This window comes from Helicobacter typhlonius (assembly GCF_001460635.1).
Taxonomy (GTDB): domain Bacteria; phylum Campylobacterota; class Campylobacteria; order Campylobacterales; family Helicobacteraceae; genus Helicobacter_C; species Helicobacter_C typhlonius.
The window spans coordinates 898,427-917,310 of record NZ_LN907858.1; the positions used below are offsets into that span (position 1 = coordinate 898,427).

At 39.1% G+C, this 18,884-nt stretch carries 21 protein-coding genes; 11 read left to right on the plus strand and 10 right to left on the minus strand.

Translation table 11 applies throughout. The features are described from left to right. Nucleotides 1-226: 226 nt before the first annotated feature. From BN2458_RS04445 to BN2458_RS04460, 4 genes are all read left to right on the plus strand, one after another. Nucleotides 227-493 carry a NifU family protein gene (locus BN2458_RS04445; protein WP_034343924.1) on the plus strand — a complete coding sequence of 89 codons (267 nt, stop codon included), beginning with the start codon at nucleotides 227-229 and terminating at the stop codon, nucleotides 491-493. Next, entirely contained in the window at nucleotides 462-1,166 is a 705-nt protein-coding gene (locus BN2458_RS04450; RefSeq protein ID WP_231944862.1) for a hypothetical protein, read from the plus strand. The genes BN2458_RS04445 and BN2458_RS04450 overlap by 32 nt, the downstream gene beginning before the upstream one ends. Then, nucleotides 1,138-2,643 carry a UDP-N-acetylmuramoyl-L-alanyl-D-glutamate--2,6-diaminopimelate ligase gene (locus BN2458_RS04455; RefSeq protein WP_034343926.1) on the plus strand — a complete coding sequence of 502 codons (1,506 nt, stop codon included), beginning with the start codon at nucleotides 1,138-1,140 and terminating at the stop codon, nucleotides 2,641-2,643. The genes BN2458_RS04450 and BN2458_RS04455 overlap by 29 nt, the downstream gene beginning before the upstream one ends. Nucleotides 2,644-2,758: 115 nt before the next feature. After that, nucleotides 2,759-3,058, plus strand: a complete 300-nt coding sequence (locus tag BN2458_RS04460; RefSeq protein ID WP_058122053.1) for a hypothetical protein — start codon at nucleotides 2,759-2,761, stop codon at nucleotides 3,056-3,058. On the opposite strand, the gene BN2458_RS04465 is transcribed toward BN2458_RS04460, so the two are convergent. Genes BN2458_RS04465 through BN2458_RS04480 form a run of 4 tightly spaced genes read right to left on the minus strand, consistent with a single transcriptional unit; the run spans nucleotide 3,053 to nucleotide 6,425 of the window. Next, nucleotides 3,053-3,475, minus strand: a complete 423-nt coding sequence (locus BN2458_RS04465; protein ID WP_058122054.1) for an inorganic phosphate transporter — start codon at nucleotides 3,473-3,475, stop codon at nucleotides 3,053-3,055. The two genes, BN2458_RS04460 and BN2458_RS04465, sit on opposite strands and share 6 nt — an antisense overlap. A 19-nt stretch (nucleotides 3,476-3,494) precedes the next feature. Beyond that, entirely contained in the window at nucleotides 3,495-4,766 is a 1,272-nt protein-coding gene (locus BN2458_RS04470) for a TRAP transporter large permease (RefSeq protein WP_034326546.1), read from the minus strand. 11 nt (nucleotides 4,767-4,777) lie between these two features. Next, nucleotides 4,778-5,395: a TRAP transporter small permease gene (locus tag BN2458_RS04475; RefSeq protein WP_034326548.1), complete on the minus strand. Its 618-nt coding sequence runs from the start codon at nucleotides 5,393-5,395 to the stop codon at nucleotides 4,778-4,780. A 19-nt stretch (nucleotides 5,396-5,414) separates the two neighbouring features. After that, entirely contained in the window at nucleotides 5,415-6,425 is a 1,011-nt protein-coding gene (locus tag BN2458_RS04480; protein ID WP_034326550.1) for a DctP family TRAP transporter solute-binding subunit, read from the minus strand. 235 nt (nucleotides 6,426-6,660) lie between these two features. Between BN2458_RS04480 and BN2458_RS04485 the strand changes: the two genes are divergently transcribed. From BN2458_RS04485 to BN2458_RS09725, 5 genes are all read left to right on the plus strand, one after another. Next, nucleotides 6,661-6,927 carry a NifU family protein gene (locus tag BN2458_RS04485; RefSeq protein ID WP_034343924.1) on the plus strand — a complete coding sequence of 89 codons (267 nt, stop codon included), beginning with the start codon at nucleotides 6,661-6,663 and terminating at the stop codon, nucleotides 6,925-6,927. After that, complete coding sequence (locus tag BN2458_RS04490; protein WP_231944862.1) at nucleotides 6,896-7,600, plus strand: hypothetical protein; 705 nt, start codon at nucleotides 6,896-6,898, stop codon at nucleotides 7,598-7,600. Before BN2458_RS04485 ends, BN2458_RS04490 begins: the two co-directional genes overlap by 32 nt. After that, nucleotides 7,572-9,077 carry a UDP-N-acetylmuramoyl-L-alanyl-D-glutamate--2,6-diaminopimelate ligase gene (locus tag BN2458_RS04495; RefSeq protein ID WP_034343926.1) on the plus strand — a complete coding sequence of 502 codons (1,506 nt, stop codon included), beginning with the start codon at nucleotides 7,572-7,574 and terminating at the stop codon, nucleotides 9,075-9,077. Before BN2458_RS04490 ends, BN2458_RS04495 begins: the two co-directional genes overlap by 29 nt. A 115-nt stretch (nucleotides 9,078-9,192) precedes the next feature. After that, complete coding sequence (locus BN2458_RS09720) at nucleotides 9,193-9,510, plus strand: hypothetical protein (RefSeq protein ID WP_052082229.1); 318 nt, start codon at nucleotides 9,193-9,195, stop codon at nucleotides 9,508-9,510. Then, entirely contained in the window at nucleotides 9,470-10,129 is a 660-nt protein-coding gene (locus BN2458_RS09725; RefSeq protein WP_231944863.1) for a hypothetical protein, read from the plus strand. Before BN2458_RS09720 ends, BN2458_RS09725 begins: the two co-directional genes overlap by 41 nt. A gap of 88 nt (nucleotides 10,130-10,217) precedes the next feature. On the opposite strand, the gene BN2458_RS04510 is transcribed toward BN2458_RS09725, so the two are convergent. From BN2458_RS04510 to ppsA, 4 genes are all read right to left on the minus strand, one after another. Continuing rightward, nucleotides 10,218-10,562, minus strand: coding sequence for an AzlD domain-containing protein (locus BN2458_RS04510; protein ID WP_052082230.1), 345 nt, complete (start codon nucleotides 10,560-10,562; stop codon nucleotides 10,218-10,220). Nucleotides 10,563-10,703: 141 nt separating this feature from the next. Beyond that, entirely contained in the window at nucleotides 10,704-11,036 is a 333-nt protein-coding gene (locus BN2458_RS04515) for a hypothetical protein (protein WP_052082231.1), read from the minus strand. Between the two features lie 21 nt (nucleotides 11,037-11,057). Further along, the gene (locus BN2458_RS09925) at nucleotides 11,058-11,495 is read right to left on the minus strand and encodes a hypothetical protein (RefSeq protein ID WP_138117660.1); all 438 of its coding nucleotides are present in this window, start codon (nucleotides 11,493-11,495) and stop codon (nucleotides 11,058-11,060) included. A gap of 332 nt (nucleotides 11,496-11,827) precedes the next feature. Continuing rightward, nucleotides 11,828-14,257, minus strand: coding sequence for a pyruvate, water dikinase (gene ppsA, locus BN2458_RS04530; protein ID WP_034326559.1), 2,430 nt, complete (start codon nucleotides 14,255-14,257; stop codon nucleotides 11,828-11,830). Nucleotides 14,258-14,487: 230 nt separating this feature from the next. Here ppsA and purL point away from each other — a divergent pair, with 230 nt between their 5' ends. Both purL and BN2458_RS04540 read left to right on the plus strand, forming a co-directional pair. After that, nucleotides 14,488-16,725, plus strand: a complete 2,238-nt coding sequence (purL, locus tag BN2458_RS04535; RefSeq protein WP_034326560.1) for a phosphoribosylformylglycinamidine synthase subunit PurL — start codon at nucleotides 14,488-14,490, stop codon at nucleotides 16,723-16,725. Continuing rightward, the gene (locus BN2458_RS04540) at nucleotides 16,722-17,237 is read left to right on the plus strand and encodes a hypothetical protein (protein WP_052082233.1); all 516 of its coding nucleotides are present in this window, start codon (nucleotides 16,722-16,724) and stop codon (nucleotides 17,235-17,237) included. Before purL ends, BN2458_RS04540 begins: the two co-directional genes overlap by 4 nt. A gap of 28 nt (nucleotides 17,238-17,265) precedes the next feature. Here the strand turns inward: BN2458_RS04540 and BN2458_RS04545 are convergent, their stop codons facing one another. Together BN2458_RS04545 and BN2458_RS04550 are read right to left on the minus strand one after the other, a co-directional pair. Beyond that, entirely contained in the window at nucleotides 17,266-17,847 is a 582-nt protein-coding gene (locus tag BN2458_RS04545) for a tetratricopeptide repeat protein (protein WP_052082234.1), read from the minus strand. Further along, nucleotides 17,832-18,833, minus strand: coding sequence for an SEL1-like repeat protein (locus tag BN2458_RS04550; RefSeq protein ID WP_052082235.1), 1,002 nt, complete (start codon nucleotides 18,831-18,833; stop codon nucleotides 17,832-17,834). The genes BN2458_RS04545 and BN2458_RS04550 overlap by 16 nt, the downstream gene beginning before the upstream one ends. Between the last annotated feature and the right edge of the window lie 51 nt (nucleotides 18,834-18,884).

Sequence of the window (18,884 nt, forward strand, 5' to 3'; positions counted from 1 at the left end):
TTTTGAGTTTTGTTGCATTCTATATATAAAAAGCATTAAGATTCATTATAAGAGCGGAATTTGATATGAAAATGCGCTTCTTATGTGTGATTTATAAACAATTCTACACTCTTAATTATACGCTATGAGGCAAAAAATGGCATTTGATAAGTATTTGAAAAAATAGGCTAGAATAGGTTTTTCTAGCAATGAAACAAAATAAAATGAAGATTCTTAAGGAGTTATGGTGTTTCCATTTAGTGATGAAGAACTGCAAATGCCCGTTGAAATGGTGATACAGAAGGTTCGACCAACATTAACATTAGATGGTGGCGATATTACTCTGCTTGGTATTAAAGATGCTAAAGTGTATGTGAGGCTTGAGGGTGCGTGTAAGGGCTGTCCAAGTTCAGCAAATACGCTCAAGTATGCTATTGAAAATCGTTTAAAAGAAGAAATTCACCCCGATATTGGCATTGTGAATGTTAGGCACGGAGAAGAAACTACATTATAAAATTTGCGAATCTTGTGGGCAGAAAGCACAGAATAAGCGAGGCAGTATGGAAGCGATAAAATTAACAGATATACGCACAAGACGTGAAGTCAATAAAAACAATAAGAGAGCTTTTGCACTTTTTATACAAAAGCAATACAAACAAGCCTTTGAGCTTTTCTCACACAATTTACAGCTTGATTCGGAGAATACAGAATCACTTATCGGGCTCCTTTTAGCGGATATGGCGCAGGACTTTGAGGAACAAGCTCTAGGCATATATGAGTATTACCAAATTTTACTTTCACAAGAGATAAGCAAGACAAAGGCTAGGGCGCAGATTCTAAAAACAATTCAAAGTCTTGATAAAAGCACAAATAAGATTTTTTCGTTTCTAAGAGGCATAGAGAATCTCCGTGCAGACGCGATTGATGGGATTTTGTATCAGGATTTTAAGCGCATAGCTAAGGATAATTTTAAACGAGCCTTTGAGGATTTGATTTTCAGCACGAAGATTATTTTTACAAACAAGGGTGATTTTTACGAGTTCCTTAATCAATTGGTGGAGAATGATTATCAAGATATGTCGCTTGAGTATATAGAATCTCTTAAGAAAAATATTATGTACGACAAGGAATTTGAGAAAATACTGCAAAAGGTTGGCAATGATATTCACAAAAAACATAAAGCATAGGGGCAAAGTTTATAACGCACTAACCGATGATACACGCGTGATTGAGGCGTTTTTGAGTAATCAAGTAGCGCAAGATGAAAAACTAAAACTCGATTCCTTACTCCTTGTGAAAACCAAGCAAAACACGCCATTTGTGGCAAAACTCCAAGAGCACATAGCCTTGCAAAGCACGGAGGGTGATTTAGAATCTAATGTGGATTCTATGGATTCTCAAGGAGATGAAGTTTCCAAAAAAGGCAAAGTTTGTGTAGATTCTAAGGGGCTTATGAAAACTCCCTGTTCGCAGATTCATATTATAGAGGCAAATGAGCTTTATGATGTGCTTTTTGCCAAATCCGCAATGCAAATCGTAGGGATTACGGGCACAAATGGCAAAACAACAACCGCGGCGATTATCTACTCGATTTTGCTTGATTTGGGCTATAAGGTGGCGTTGCTTGGCACGAGAGGATTTTTTGCAAATGACAAGCAGATAAGGCAAAAGGGGCTGACAACGCCCGGTTTGCTCGAGCTTTATGAGGATTTGTGTATCGCACAAGAAGAGAGTTGTGATTTTTTCATTATGGAAGCAAGTTCGCACGCCATTGAGCAAGAGCGCGTAGCAGGACTTAAGTTTGCCTTGAAGATTCTCACAAACATTACGAGCGACCACTTGGATTATCATAAAAGTATTGAGGAGTATCGCCGAGTAAAAAATAGCTTTTTTGAGGGCGAGGGTGCAAAATTGCTGAATGCTGATGAGCCACACGCGCGATGTGCGGATAAGGAGGCGTTTTACTATGGTGTGGAAAAGAGAGGGCATTTGAATGTTTCTGCCTATGCTTTAGAATCTGGCATAGACGCGCATATCGTGTGGCAGCATAAGAATGAAGTGGATAAAAGCGCGATAGAGGCGCATTTATATGGCAAACATAATTTGTATAATATTCTTGCTGGTATTGCTGGAGTGAAGATTCTCACCCATACATCTTTAGAATCTATTGCCGCGACTTTGGGGAATTTTGGCGGTGTAGGTGGGCGTATGGAAGTCGTGCATACAAAACCGCTTGTGATTGTGGATTTTGCCCATACACACGATGGTATGAAGCAGATTTTTGAAAGTTTTAGGCATCAAAAACTTGCCGTTGTCTTTGGTGCAGGGGGCGATAGAGACAAAAGCAAACGTCCTAAAATGGGTGCGTGTGCGGCATATTATGCCCATAAAATATATATTACAAGCGATAATCCGCGCACAGAATCCCCGCAGAGCATTATAGATGATATTTTAAACGGGATAGAAAGGAGTGAGCGCGTATGTGTAGAGATTAATCGTAAAGAAGCTATACACCGCGCCCTTGATGAACTAGCAGATGATGAAGTGTTGCTGATTCTAGGTAAGGGCGATGAGGATTATCAAATCATCGGCACACAAAAAATACATTTTGATGATAGGGAAGTGGTGAGAGATTATTTTAAAAAAAGTAATGCGAGTAAATAGACGCACATAAGGCTCTTTATAAAAAAGATTTAAAGTCGCAATACGCACTTCTTAAGCTTAAGGGTATTGTAAAACTATGCTACAATACGCACTTATTTTGATACAAGGAGATTTTATGCAATGTCGTAGATATATGAGATATATGAAAAATATCATTAAGATGCCATCTCGGGTTAAAGCTATATACGAGACACAAGACAAATTGCTTCATTCTCTCATCTCGGCACAAATGGTGGCTCATATCGACAAACTTGATGTTGTGCTTGAGCTAGCAAAGAGCTTTAGTAAAGCAGAGATAATACGCAACAAAGAAAAAGCCCTTGCTTATTTCTCACTTATAAATCCCGTGCGCTCACTTTCATTTAATCTTGTGCGTATCGGCGGGCAAACTGATGGTGGGTATGTTCTTTTATAGCCATACCGCAGCAGAGAGTAGGGCGGCTAACATAAGTGCGAGAAAAATTCTAGATTCTGTAATTTGGCTAGCATCTACGATACCGGATTTGATGGTGCTTACCACCTCTCCACCAGCGATGATAGCTCCCATTGCTTCACAAATAGCCGCTATGATAATCGCGCCTACAAGCGTTATGGCTTGAGAGCCCACAGCTGGACCGACATTATTTGCCACATCGTTCGCGCCAATATTCATCGCCATATAGCCGCCTACGATAGTAGCAAACACGAGCAGAAGTGTGTTGTGTCCTGTATGAACAAATATAGCAATGAGCGAAATGACTAAGAAAAATATGAGGACAACAAATATCTTAATGCCGTCTTCGCGATTAAATTTCTGCGCTTTTTCTATGTGCTTTATGTCTTTGAACTCCATAAAACCTCCTTTAGCTTGATTAAATTTGGTTTGGCAACCAGAGAGAGATTTGCGGGATATATGTAATAAGTAGCAAGCCAACCAGCATCACGCAAAGCCAAGGCAACACGGCACTTGTTACATCCTTGAGACTTAGTCCAGTAAGTGAGCTTGCCACAAAAAGATTTAGTCCCACAGGCGGTGTGAGCATTCCTAGCTCCATATTGACAACCATAACGATACCAAAGTGTATGGGGTCAATACCTAAGGCTAATGCGATAGGTAGGAGTAAGGGTGTCATAATCATAATGACAGAGCTTGGCTCCATAAACTGCCCCATAACAAATAGCACGAGATTAACAAGTATGAGGAATGCCCACCAGCTCATATTTTGTGCCACGAGGAATTCGGCGATGAGATGAGGGATTCTCTCATTTGTCAAAAAATGTGCGAAAACGACAGCGAAGCCGATGATGAAAAATATCATCGCAGTGGTAATTGCCGCGTCTAAAAAAACACCATAAAGTTCTTTAAACTTAATGTCTTTATATACAAAAACAGAGATGATAAACGCATACACCGCGCTAATACCCGCGGCTTCTGTGGCGGTGAAAATACCCCCATAAATACCACCAATGATGACAAAAATGATAAGTAAAGCCCAAAACGCTTCGCGGAATTTTTTAAATCTTATTTTAAAGCTTTCAGGTTTGCTTGCTTTGAATCCCAGCCTTTTTGCACCTATGTAGGCATAGAGCATCATCATAGCACCTATCATTACACCTGGGACTATCCCAGCTATAAATAGCTTCTCAATCGATACTTCGGCAGTTACGCCATAGACAATCATTACCACAGAAGGCGGAATAAGAATCCCCAAGCTCCCCGCGGAGGTGACTGCACCCACAGCATAGCTTTTAGGGTAACCAGCGTTTTTAATAGCCACAAACATCACTGAACCAACAGCGATAACGGTTGCAGGAGAGCTGCCACTTACCGCAGCAAAGATGATACAAGCCAAAATCGCACTCATAGGCAACCCACCGGGCAAATGCCCCACAAGCGAAGTAGCAAAGCTAATAATGCGTTGAGCTGAGCTACCTTTGCTCATCAAAGAGCCAGCTAAGATAAACATAGGAATTGCCATAAGCGCAGGTTTCAAGCCATTAAACATAATTTCAGCCGAGCCAACAATATTATATGAAGTAAAAAAGAAAAGCGCACTTATGGCACTTACGCCTAAGGCAATACTTACGGGTACTCCCAAAAGAAGCAACCCAAACAACACAAGCAATAAATATGCGACACTCATTGATAGCCCTACTAATTTTTTATGACTGAATCGTGTATCATTTCAGTTTCTGCGTTTCTTACAACCTTGTCTGCGTCTGTCCAAGATACTTCATAGATTTTTTCAATCGAACGATAAGTTGCGCCAAAAAAAGCAAAAGGTAAACAAAGCAAGAAAATCCATAAGGGCACATTATGCAGAGCCTCGCTCATATAGCCAAGCATATAATTATCATAGCACACCATAATCCCAGCATAAGCCATAAATGCAAGAAAAAGAGAATTGATGATATGTATAGATATTACACAAGCTTTAGCGAGCTTTGGAGGAAATTTATCTAAAAGCATAGTTACGCTAATATGCACACCTTTTCTAAATCCATACGCTGCGCCAAAAAACGCCGACCACAAAAAGCAATAGCGCGCAACTTCCTCTGCCCAAGTAAGTGAGAGCTGGAAAGTATCGGGAAAAAGCCCTGTGAGGTAGCGGCAGAATACATTTATTGCTGTGATAAGCACACCAATGGTTAAGCCCATTACCGCAATAGTTTTATTGATAGAGGCGATAATCTTATCTAAGATAGCAAAGATTCGAAGAACGCGTGGGTTATGGTGAGCCCACACAAATGGTTTAGCAATAAAAGAAAGCATTTTTCAACCTCAATTACCCTTATTCTACTTGCAATACTTTTTCAATCAAGTCTTGTCCCACGATGTTATAAAACTTAGGATAAATAGCCTGCATATTCTCTTTCCAAGTAGCGATTTGCTCGTCTGTGAGGGTAAAAATCTGTGTTTTTGTTGCATCGTCTTTTTTTAGCTTTTCTAATAGAATCTTTTCCTCTTTTTCACTCTCTATGCGTTCAAACTCTGTAGCCTCGTGTAAAGCTTGAGTGAAAATATCTTTTAAATCATCAGGGAGTTGCTTCCAAAATCCATCACTTACAACTACCAAATAACCCAAATAGCCGTGGTTTGAGAGTGTAACAGAGCTTTGCACTTCATAAAACTTTGAGTTATAGAGGTTTGAGAGAGGATTCTCAGCCGCATCGACCACACCGGTAGAGAGTGCAGAATATACTTCGCCAAAAGGTAACACTTGTGGAATCGCACCAATTGCCTTTGTTTGCTCCTCTAGCACTTTTGAGCTCATAATACGCATTTTTTGCCCTTTCGCATCTTCTGGGAGGACAATAGGCTTTTTATTCGTGCTAAATTGTTTAAAACCTGCGTCCCAATAATCTAATGCAACAATGCCCCGCTTAGAAATTATATCTTTTAGAATCTGCCCCACTTCACCATCCATTACCTTATGCAAATGCTCTGTATCGCGGAATAAAAACGGCACATCCCAAATATTAAACTCTTTCGCGATAGGGGTAAATTTTGAAAAGCTCGGTGCTGCCATTTGCACATTATTACGCGTAAGCTCTTGAAAGACTTTATCATCATCAACAAGTTGTGCGCTCGGGAAAACTTCTACCTTGATTTTGCCATTACTTAGTTCCTCTACGCGCTTAGCAAAAAAATCAGCAGCTTGACCTTTGGGTGTGTTTGCGCTCACTACGTGGGCAAATTTTACCTTATAAACATCTTGCTTTGCTTGTTTTTCGCCCTCACCACAGCCTATAAACCCTAAACTTATTGCACTGATTAGGGCTAAAATTGAAAGTTTTTTCATTGCTACTCCTTTTGAGTTTTGTTGCATTCTATATATAAAAAGCATTAAGATTCATTATAAGAGCGGAATTTGATATGAAAATGCGCTTCTTATGTGTGATTTATAAACAATTCTACACTCTTAATTATACGCTATGAGGCAAAAAATGGCATTTGATAAGTATTTGAAAAAATAGGCTAGAATAGGTTTTTCTAGCAATGAAACAAAATAAAATGAAGATTCTTAAGGAGTTATGGTGTTTCCATTTAGTGATGAAGAACTGCAAATGCCCGTTGAAATGGTGATACAGAAGGTTCGACCAACATTAACATTAGATGGTGGCGATATTACTCTGCTTGGTATTAAAGATGCTAAAGTGTATGTGAGGCTTGAGGGTGCGTGTAAGGGCTGTCCAAGTTCAGCAAATACGCTCAAGTATGCTATTGAAAATCGTTTAAAAGAAGAAATTCACCCCGATATTGGCATTGTGAATGTTAGGCACGGAGAAGAAACTACATTATAAAATTTGCGAATCTTGTGGGCAGAAAGCACAGAATAAGCGAGGCAGTATGGAAGCGATAAAATTAACAGATATACGCACAAGACGTGAAGTCAATAAAAACAATAAGAGAGCTTTTGCACTTTTTATACAAAAGCAATACAAACAAGCCTTTGAGCTTTTCTCACACAATTTACAGCTTGATTCGGAGAATACAGAATCACTTATCGGGCTCCTTTTAGCGGATATGGCGCAGGACTTTGAGGAACAAGCTCTAGGCATATATGAGTATTACCAAATTTTACTTTCACAAGAGATAAGCAAGACAAAGGCTAGGGCGCAGATTCTAAAAACAATTCAAAGTCTTGATAAAAGCACAAATAAGATTTTTTCGTTTCTAAGAGGCATAGAGAATCTCCGTGCAGACGCGATTGATGGGATTTTGTATCAGGATTTTAAGCGCATAGCTAAGGATAATTTTAAACGAGCCTTTGAGGATTTGATTTTCAGCACGAAGATTATTTTTACAAACAAGGGTGATTTTTACGAGTTCCTTAATCAATTGGTGGAGAATGATTATCAAGATATGTCGCTTGAGTATATAGAATCTCTTAAGAAAAATATTATGTACGACAAGGAATTTGAGAAAATACTGCAAAAGGTTGGCAATGATATTCACAAAAAACATAAAGCATAGGGGCAAAGTTTATAACGCACTAACCGATGATACACGCGTGATTGAGGCGTTTTTGAGTAATCAAGTAGCGCAAGATGAAAAACTAAAACTCGATTCCTTACTCCTTGTGAAAACCAAGCAAAACACGCCATTTGTGGCAAAACTCCAAGAGCACATAGCCTTGCAAAGCACGGAGGGTGATTTAGAATCTAATGTGGATTCTATGGATTCTCAAGGAGATGAAGTTTCCAAAAAAGGCAAAGTTTGTGTAGATTCTAAGGGGCTTATGAAAACTCCCTGTTCGCAGATTCATATTATAGAGGCAAATGAGCTTTATGATGTGCTTTTTGCCAAATCCGCAATGCAAATCGTAGGGATTACGGGCACAAATGGCAAAACAACAACCGCGGCGATTATCTACTCGATTTTGCTTGATTTGGGCTATAAGGTGGCGTTGCTTGGCACGAGAGGATTTTTTGCAAATGACAAGCAGATAAGGCAAAAGGGGCTGACAACGCCCGGTTTGCTCGAGCTTTATGAGGATTTGTGTATCGCACAAGAAGAGAGTTGTGATTTTTTCATTATGGAAGCAAGTTCGCACGCCATTGAGCAAGAGCGCGTAGCAGGACTTAAGTTTGCCTTGAAGATTCTCACAAACATTACGAGCGACCACTTGGATTATCATAAAAGTATTGAGGAGTATCGCCGAGTAAAAAATAGCTTTTTTGAGGGCGAGGGTGCAAAATTGCTGAATGCTGATGAGCCACACGCGCGATGTGCGGATAAGGAGGCGTTTTACTATGGTGTGGAAAAGAGAGGGCATTTGAATGTTTCTGCCTATGCTTTAGAATCTGGCATAGACGCGCATATCGTGTGGCAGCATAAGAATGAAGTGGATAAAAGCGCGATAGAGGCGCATTTATATGGCAAACATAATTTGTATAATATTCTTGCTGGTATTGCTGGAGTGAAGATTCTCACCCATACATCTTTAGAATCTATTGCCGCGACTTTGGGGAATTTTGGCGGTGTAGGTGGGCGTATGGAAGTCGTGCATACAAAACCGCTTGTGATTGTGGATTTTGCCCATACACACGATGGTATGAAGCAGATTTTTGAAAGTTTTAGGCATCAAAAACTTGCCGTTGTCTTTGGTGCAGGGGGCGATAGAGACAAAAGCAAACGTCCTAAAATGGGTGCGTGTGCGGCATATTATGCCCATAAAATATATATTACAAGCGATAATCCGCGCACAGAATCCCCGCAGAGCATTATAGATGATATTTTAAACGGGATAGAAAGGAGTGAGCGCGTATGTGTAGAGATTAATCGTAAAGAAGCTATACACCGCGCCCTTGATGAACTAGCAGATGATGAAGTGTTGCTGATTCTAGGTAAGGGCGATGAGGATTATCAAATCATCGGCACACAAAAAATACATTTTGATGATAGGGAAGTGGTGAGAGATTATTTTAAAAAAAGTAATGCGAGTAAATAGACGCACATAAGGCTCTTTATAAAAAAGATTTAAAGTCGCAATACGCACTTCTTAAGCTTAAGGGTATTGTAAAACTATGCTACAATACGCACTTATTTTGATACAAGGAGATTTTATGCAATGTCGTAGATATATGAGATATATGAAAAATATCATTAAGATGCCATCTCGGGTTAAAGCTATATACGAGACACAAGACAAATTGCTTCATTCTCTCATCTCGGCACAAATGGTGGCTCATATCGACAAACTTGATGTTGTGCTTGAGCTAGCAAAGAGCTTTAGTAAAGCAGAGATAATACGCAACAAAGAAAAAGCCCTTGCTTATTTCTCACTTATAAATCCCGTGCGCTCACTTTCATTTAATCTTGTGCGTATCGGCGGGCAAACTGATGGTGGGTATGTTCTTTTATGCCCCCCCCCCCGCGCTTAAAAGCAATTCTTCTCCAAAAGTTGTTTCATTAGGCGTATCTGAATCCTCTCCTTTTGATTTAGAAATGGCAGATATGGGTTATGAAGTTCTTGAGTATGATGCAAGTATAGAATCTTCTCCTTATCCCAAACACCCAAACATTAAGTTTTTTAAAAAATTTGTCGGCGCAGCAGAATCTCACAACACAATTACTTTAGAGCAGATTATTAAAGACAATCATTTTGATGAAAATGCCCACAACATTTTGCAATGTGATATTGAAGATGTGGAATGGGAGGTGTTAGAGGGTATTGATATAGCACTTTTAGCGCAATATTTTCCGCAGATTCTATTTGAATTTCATAATTGCTACCCTGATGATGAAGCCCTCACGCAAAGGCGACTAAGCATATTAGAAAAGATAAATAAATATTTTGTGCCTATCCATACACATTTTAATAATAATGCGGAGTTGTTATTTGCGGAAAATTTGTTTTTTTGTCCTGTTATAGAAGTATCATATTTGCGTAAAGACTTAATGCCAAATGATGCAAAGCCCATTGTGGGTAGCGCGACACTTCCGGGCTTAGATTATCCTAATACCCAAAATTATCCAGATATTCCTGTTATTTTTGTTTAGATTCTATAAGAATCTAAGGTGTTTATTTGTGTTGCGCGTGTGTTTGAAAGATTGTTGAGAATTTGCTTAGTTATTTTTCGCGCTCACTTCACGTAAAACCCAACACAAATCCCACAAAAATGACAAGCGCGAGTAAAAATGCACTCAATAGGCGATTAGTCCAAAGAGTAGCAAAGAATACAAAAGCTAAAAGTATGAGTTTCACTCCATCAATCAAGGCAAAATCACCAAGAAAGCTTACAATATCGTGTGTGAAAAATGCGGTAGAATACACGATAGCCCCGAGCATAGCTTGTGTGCTATAAGTGAGAAATCGATAAAATGCGCCGTCTGTATTACCAAGTAATGCGTGATTAGCAAATATGAATGGTAAGATTCTGCATATAAAGATTGTGATTGCTGAAAAAAGTAATAGAATCCAAAACATACTCATTCTTGCTCCTTAGTTTGTGTTTGATGTCGCTTTGTCTTATATTGCTCTTTGTGTCTCGTCATAGGCTAACATTAACATACCTACTATAAAGGGGATAATAAGGAGGTAGTAATGTGAGCTAAAGTGCTATAACAAAAGGAGCTAACAGAAAACCCCAAAAATAGCTTCTACTTCTTTCATATTAGGATAATGTTTCACAGCAAGTCCGGTAAATTGCAATGGTAGCACGAGAGCGATAATTTCCCTTAACTCTGGTGAGTTGAGGGTTGCACCCATACTCGCACCTATGCCCGTGCAGATAAGCGATACAATCCATATAGGTAATCCAAGCCCAACAAAATAAGCAAATGGATATGCGCTCATTGATTTAAACTTCGATATACAGCCACTAAATACAGATGGACAGATAAGAATGCTTGAGAGTGCTAGCCACACAAGACTTTGTTTTTTTGAGATAGGGTGAGAGTGTAGCACTCATAAGCAAAAATCTTGCATTCATCGCCAATATAAGCGGGATAAGAATATTATAGCCCTCTTGATAACTCTGCACAAGGAGAAATTGTAAAGGTGTGGAAAATACACAAACAAAGTAGTAGCAATACTTTCAAAGATTCCTAGAGCATTTGCATAGGCATTAGCACCAACATTCCTGTCTATCCTAAAGTCTAGATTGAATCCAACACCTATTCCCTGCTTGTAAAATGCAAGTGGTTTAATTTGAGTTTTGTTGCCTTTGACATTTTTGCCTGATATAAATCGCGCTTTAGTATTAAACATACTCAAAAATTCCTTATCAGTAAGGTTGGATACAATATCGTTGGTGTGTAGAAAAGTTGTAGGCGTAAAAGTTATGTCTCTACAAACACTTAAAGATAGAAAATCAATATCTAAGCTTTCATAAATATCATCTGAATGCAGTGAAATAGCACCCAATCCCATTCCCTACTCACCAAATAAATGTCCTTCTTTAAATCTGTATTTTGAGGAAGTCCATCAATAAAAAAAGCAAAAATACGGCTTTTAAGATTAAATTGAATGATTTGTGCCAAATCATCTTTTTGAAGATTCAAAAATAGAAAATTCAAAAAAGCTATCTGTTGAAAAGAAGAATTTAAATGTTGATGAGTATCCCACCACTCATCGATTTTCTCACAAAGATAGCTTAAAATTTATGCTTTTTGAATATTCACTTATCATTTCTTCGCGTATTTTATGGATATCTAAATCAAAATAACCCATTTCTTGAATCCTGTGTGCGATATTTCTTATTTTTTCAATGCTTTTTCTACTTCCACAACTTTTTGCCAAGTAGCAATTACAGAATCTGGATTGAGTGAAATAGAGCTAATGCCCTCTTTGACAAGAAATTCAGTAACTTCTGGGTAATCACTTGGAGCTTGCCCACAAATACCAATGTATTTATTATGACGTTTACAAGATTCTATAGCTTTCTTAAACATTGCAAACATTGCGGGATTGCGCTCATCAAAGATATGGCTTACAAGTTGCCCATCTCTATCTACGCCAAGCGTGAGTTGCGTAAGGTCATTTGAACCAATTGAAAATCCATCAAACATACTTAAAAAATCATCAGCCAAAATCACATTTACAGGCAATTCACACATAACATAAATTTCTAAGCCGTTTTTACCAGATTCTAAACCATTGCGCCGCATAATCTCAAGCACTTTCTTACCCTCTTCAGGTGTGCGTAAAAATGGAATCATTACTTTCATATTTGTTAGTCCCATTTCATTACGCACCATAGCTAACGCTTGACATTCCCACTCGAATGCAGTGCGATATTGGTCAGAGTAATACCTGCTTGCTCCACGATAACCTAGCATTGGATTTTCTTCGTGTGGCTCATATCCCATTCCACCAAGCATACCACGATATTCATTTGATTTAAAGTCGCTTGTGCGCACGATAACAGGATTTGGATAGAATGCCGAACAAATCATACCAATACCTTCAGCGATTTTTTTCATAAAGAAATCTTTTGGATTCTCATATCCGCTCATAATCTTTTCAATCTCTGCTTTTTCCTTTAAGCCTTTTGTGTTGCCATTTTGGATATCAAGGAGAGCAAGAGGGTGTGCTTTGATTTGATTAAGCACGATAAGCTCCATACGCGCCAAACCTACGCCGTGATTTGGAATCTGTGAGAAACCAAAAGCTTTTTCAGGGTTACCCACATTCATATAAACTTTTGTTTTTGGAGTGCCGAGATTGTCAAGCTCAATACTCTCAATTTCATATTCGTGGATACCATCATAGATATAGCCCTCTTCACCCTCTGCACACGAAATAGTTACCTCCATACCGCTATATAGTCTATCAGTTGCACCGATCGCACCAACAATAGCTGGCACACCGATTTCTCTAGCAACAATCGCCGCGTGGCAAGTGCGTCCGCCACGATTTGTAATTACCGCAGCTGCCTTTTTCATTGCTGGTTCCCAATCAGGGTCAGTGTTATCAGTTACGAGAATCTCACCCTCTTTAAAGCTATCCATATGCTCTATGTCATTGATAATACGCACTTTACCTGTGCCAATTTTGCTTCCAATCGCTTTACCTACAAGGATAACTTCCTTTTTAATTTCGGGATTAACGAACTTAAACTTTTCTAGCTTTTGCCCATCACTTTTTTTGCTCTTTTGGCTTTGCACGGTTTCTGGGCGGGCTTGAACGATGAAAATTTCGCCACTATCGCCATCTTTTGCCCATTCCATATCCATAGGGCGATATTCTCCCGCCTCTTTTGTGTAATGCTCCTCAATTTTTATCGCATAACGCGCAAGTGTGAGAATATCTGAATCTGTAATAGAAAAAGTTTTCATCTCGCGTTGAGTTGTTTTGATATTTTTTGTAGGGTGTTCGCTTCCACGCGGTGCATAAACCATTTTTTGGTGTTTATGCCCTAATTGTCGCTTAATGATAGGGCGCTTACCCTCTTTAAGTGTAGGTTTAAATACATAAAATTCGTCAGGATTAACTGTGCCGCCTACGACATTTTCGCCAAGCCCCCAAGATGAGGTAATAAATACCGCATCTTTGAATCCTGTCTCTGTATCAATACTAAACATCACCCCTGCACTTCCTTTATCCGCGCGCACCATTTTTTGCACTCCCACAGAAAGGGCAACTTTAAAGTGGTCAAACCCCCTTGAAGCACGATAACTTACCGCTCTATCAGTAAAAAGTGAAGCAAGGCAAGATTTGACATAGTGTATAAGCTCTGTTTTACCTTTCACATTGAGATATGTATCTTGTTGTCCTGCAAAACTTGCATCGGGCAAATCTTCAGCAGTTGCAGAGCTGCGCACGGCTACATCAGCATCTTTCATACCATATTCTTCACTTAGTCTTTTATATGCTTCGAAAATCTCTTCGCGCAAATCAGCAGGAAAAGGTGTGCCAAAAATAAGCTCACGAATTTTTTTAGAACGCGTTTTAAGTACATCAATTTCAGTTACATCAACGCCATCAAGCAAATCAATAATTTTTTGTCGTATGCCACCAGAATCGAGCAAATACCAATATGCTTCGCTTGTGATAGCAAATCCATTAGGGACTTTAATACCCTCACCCACAAGCTCTTGAAACATCTCTCCAATACTTGCATTTTTGCCACCAACGATTGGCACATCTTTATTATTCAGCTCTTTAAAAAACTTAATATACTTCATTTTGCGCTTTCTCCTTATCGTGCATTTAAAGCGCGTAAATTGTATTTAATCAAAGTTTATCGCAAACTTAAATTTCAGCTTTTTAATATAACTTTTGAGTTCAGTTTGTCGCATTCTTTACCATAAAGCAAAAAAAAGCTAACTTATGATAAAATTCGCGCTTTTTTATGGTTTTAAGGCTTGAGCTTATGCAGATAGCAGATTTATAAACATTGTGTGCGAGGTAGAGAATGGCAGACATTACACATCTTTTGGGTGAGATTGCAGAGATTGATGAGGCACTTAAGACTCACAAGCTCTCACAATCAGATTATGATGAGATAGTGAAGATTTTAAATCGTGCGCCAAATCTCATAGAGTTAGGCATTTTTTCGGCTATGTGGAGTGAGCATTGTAGCTATAAATCGAGCAAGAAATATTTGCAGGGTTTTCCTACGAGTGCGCCTTGGGTCGTGCAAGGTCCCGGTGAAAATGCGGGTGTAATTGAGATTAGTGATAATCTATGTGCGATTTTCAAAATAGAATCCCACAATCATCCGAGTTTTATTGAACCTCACGCGGGGGCAGCTACGGGAGTAGGGGGCATTATGCGTGATGTATTCACAATGGGTGCGCGTCCTGTGGCGATGCTAAACTCCATACGATTTGGCGATGTGAATGATAAAGGTGCATTAGGGCGCAAACATCGCTATTTACTGCGTGGCGTGGTAGAGGGCATAGGGAGTTATGGAAATTGTATGGGTGTGCCTACCATTGGCGGAGAAATGAGTTTTGAATCTTGCTATAATGGTAATATCTTAGTAAATGCATTTTGTTTAGGATTAGTCAAAAAAGATGAGATTTTTTATGGAAAAGCTGAAGGGATAGGGAATCCTGTTATTTATGTAGGGAGTAAGACAGGACGTGATGGGTTAGGTGGAGCAGTGATGAGCAGTGATAGTTTCAGCTCTACTTCAAAGGCTGTGCGTTCCGCGGTGCAAGTAGGCGACCCGTTTGCAGAAAAACTTTTGCTTGAAGCGTGTTTAGAGCTTTTCAAGCAAGATTTAATTGTTGGGATTCAAGATATGGGCGCGGCAGGGCTTACAAGCTCGAGCTTTGAAATGGCGGGGCGCAGCGGTAGCGGAATGATTATGCACCTTGATAAAGTGCCTATGCGCGAAGAAGGAATGAATCCTTATGAATTGATGCTAAGCGAATCTCAAGAGAGAATGCTTATTTGCGCTAAAAAAGGTTGTGAGCAACAGGTATTAGATATTTTTGCCAAATGGGAAGTAGATGCAGCAATTATTGGAGAAGTTACAAAAAGTGGCATTATGGAGCTTTTTTGGCACGGAGAGAAATGTGCGGAGATTCCAATTAAAGAGCTAAGCGAGAACGCGCCAATACTTGATATGCCTGTGCGAGAAATCCCAACCCAAAAGGATAAAGCAGATAGCATTAAGACAGATTTAGGCACACAAGAGATTTTTTGCAAACTGCTTTCTAGCGTGGAAATTGCAGATAAACAATGGGTATATAGTCAATATGATAGCAGTGTGCAAAGCAACACTATCACTCCTGCAGGAAGTGGCGATGCGAGTATGATACGCATAAAAAATAGCAATATAGGTTTAAGTATGAGTGTGGATTGCAATCCGCGCTATTGCTATCTTAATCCGCAAGAGGGCGCAAAAATCGCGGTAGCAACTTCAGGGCGAAACTCAATCGTCAATGGCGCGAAACCTTTAGCGATTAGTAATTGCCTCAACTTTGGCTCCCCACACAATAAAGAGGTGATGTGGAGCTTTAAAGAGGTGTGCGAGGGGATTAAGGAAGCGTGTAAGATTCTCAATACTCCTGTGGTGAGCGGGAATGTCTCATTACACAATCAAAGTGATGGCATAGATATTTACCCCACGCCCAGTATTGTGAGTGTAGGTATGATAGATGATGTCAAAAAGGCTTTGCCTTCGTCTCTTCAAACACAAGGAAATACGCTCGTTTTGCTAGGTGAGGTAAGGGCTGAATTTGGCGGCTCACTTGTGCAAAAGCTGTGTGAGGGGCGTATATATGGGGCAATACCACACATAGATTTACAAAAAGAACTCGATTTATGGAATCTTATGCTAGAAGCGCGTGATAGTGGGATTCTAAGTGCGGCAAAAGATGTGGGTGAGGGCGGAGTAGCTATAAGCCTTGCTAAAATGGCTCTATGCAATGATAAAGGGAATCTTGTAGGCTGTAATGTGCATACGAGCTTACCCTCTCACTTGCTTTTTGCGCCCTCTCAAAGCTGCATTATTGTAGAGGTTGTAGGCGAGAATCTCCCTACACTTATGAATCTCGCTAAAAAGCATAAAATACCTTTGAATGAGATAGGCTGCGTGGGCGGGGATATTTTTTGCGTTGATGAGATTAATATTAGCCTTGAAGAGATGAGTGAGCTTTATTTTAAGAGCTTTGAAAAGATGATAGAGCAGGATTTGTGAAGATTCTATATTTTTTTATTGCTTTTATATGGGCTAGTGTAGCTTTAGCAGAGGGGAATGCTGTAATAAATGAAGAGCCAAACCCCTTTAGGTTCCCAAAAAATGGTGAATATTATTTAGAGCGCAATACGGAAGTTTTAGAATCTTACTTAGAACAAGTCAAAAAGCAAACTTTAGAGAAAGATTATCCTCTTTATTCCTCACGTCCTGCGCGTCCTATTGTAGAATATAGTGCCTATCGCACACTCTCACAGCAAGATAAAGAGTCTTTGCGCGGTGGCATTGTGCTTATAGGGGCTTTTATTAATGAATTTATTAAATACAGCCATTTGGGCGGTGTAGGCATTGGCGCAAGGCTTACCCCAAATGATGAGCATATATTTTATCTTAATTTTGATGGACGATATTTGACAGATATGGAATTTTTTGGCATAGGGCGCAAGATTTATGCTTACTGCGTATTGCCGCGATTTGATAAGTGCATTATGCTCGGCATTGGGGAGGAGTGGTAGGATTCTAATTTTTAAAACTAATGAATTTTTAGTCTTTATAGTTATCGCAACCTTTTTGATTCCCCATATCACAAGCTTTGCCAAAGAGCTCTCTTGCTTTAGCTTTATCTTGCCTCACACCTTTTCCATAAGTATAAAAAACTCCCAAATTATTACAAGCCCCTGCTTCACCCATATTACAAGCCTTTGTATATAATTCTCTAGCCTTGATATAATCTTGCCTTACGCCTTTACCCTCGCTATAGAGCAAACCTAAACTAAAACAAGCAGAGCCATTGCCCATATCGCAACTTTTAGCATATAGCTCCCTCGCCTTGAAATAATCCTGCCGAACTCCTTTATACCCTTCGTCATAAAGTAATCCTAGATTATAGCAACCAACACGATTATCCATATTACAAGCTTGTGTATAGAGTTCCACTGCTTTTGTATAATCTGTCATTACTCCTCTGCCATAGGCATACAAAACACCGAGATTCACACAACCTATACTATTACCCTCATCGCAAGATTTGCTAAAAATTGCTTTTGCCTTTGCATAGTCGTGCTTGACATTTTCACTCCAAGCATAGAGTAAGCCTAAGTTGTTGTAATCTAGACTTTTATCCATACTATAAGCTTACTCAAAAATTCATATGCGATTCTATCATCTTGTAAAACACCATCACCACGATAATACATCTCACCTAATTGATAACAACCCTTTGCTGTGCCTAAATCACAGCTTTTGGTGAAAAAAACTTTAGCTTTATTGAAGTCTTGCTTGACATTTTTACCTTGATAGTATATTAAACCTAGATTACCACAACTTGCTCCACTTCCTAGCTCACAGCCTTTGATATAAAGCGTTTGTGCTTTTGCAAAATCTTGCTTCACACCCATACCTTTATCATATAAAATACCTAGATTTGTGCAAGCTGAAGCTACACCCCTTATACTCTCACACGCCTTAGTATAAAATTCTCTTGCTTTTATATAATCTTGCTTTATACCATATCCATAATAATACATATCTCCCAGCGCAGTGCAACCCATAGGTTTATACATTAAGTCTGTAACGGGAATACCACCACTTTTTCCTGCGGTTATTTTATGATTACAAACTTGAGTAAAAATCTCTTTAGCCTTTAGAGAATCCTGATTTGCACCCTCACCTTTTCCATATAAAAGTCCTAGATTATAGCAACTCCCAATTTCACCCATATTGCAACTTTTTGTGGTATATTCTATTGCTTTTATATAATCTTGCTTCACACCTTTGCCCTCATAATATAATTGACCCAAAGACATACAGCCCAAAGCACCCTCATCACCTAACTCACAAACTTTCTCAAATAATTCTCTAGCTTTATTGTAATTTTGTTTTACACCTTTACCCTCATAATACAGAACGCCCAAAATAAAGCAACCTCTGCTATCTAAATCACAACCTTTGGTAAAATATGGTGCTGCTTGAGTGTAGTTTGCTTCATCAAAAAATTCAAAGCCTTTTGCCATACAATCCTCTGCATTACCACAATCTACTTGAGAATCTACACTCAAATGAGCACAACCACAAAACCATAAAACACAGATAAACAAGAGCAAACAACGCATAATTTCCCCCACAACAATTTAATAAATGCTAAAAGTTAGATTCTACTGATA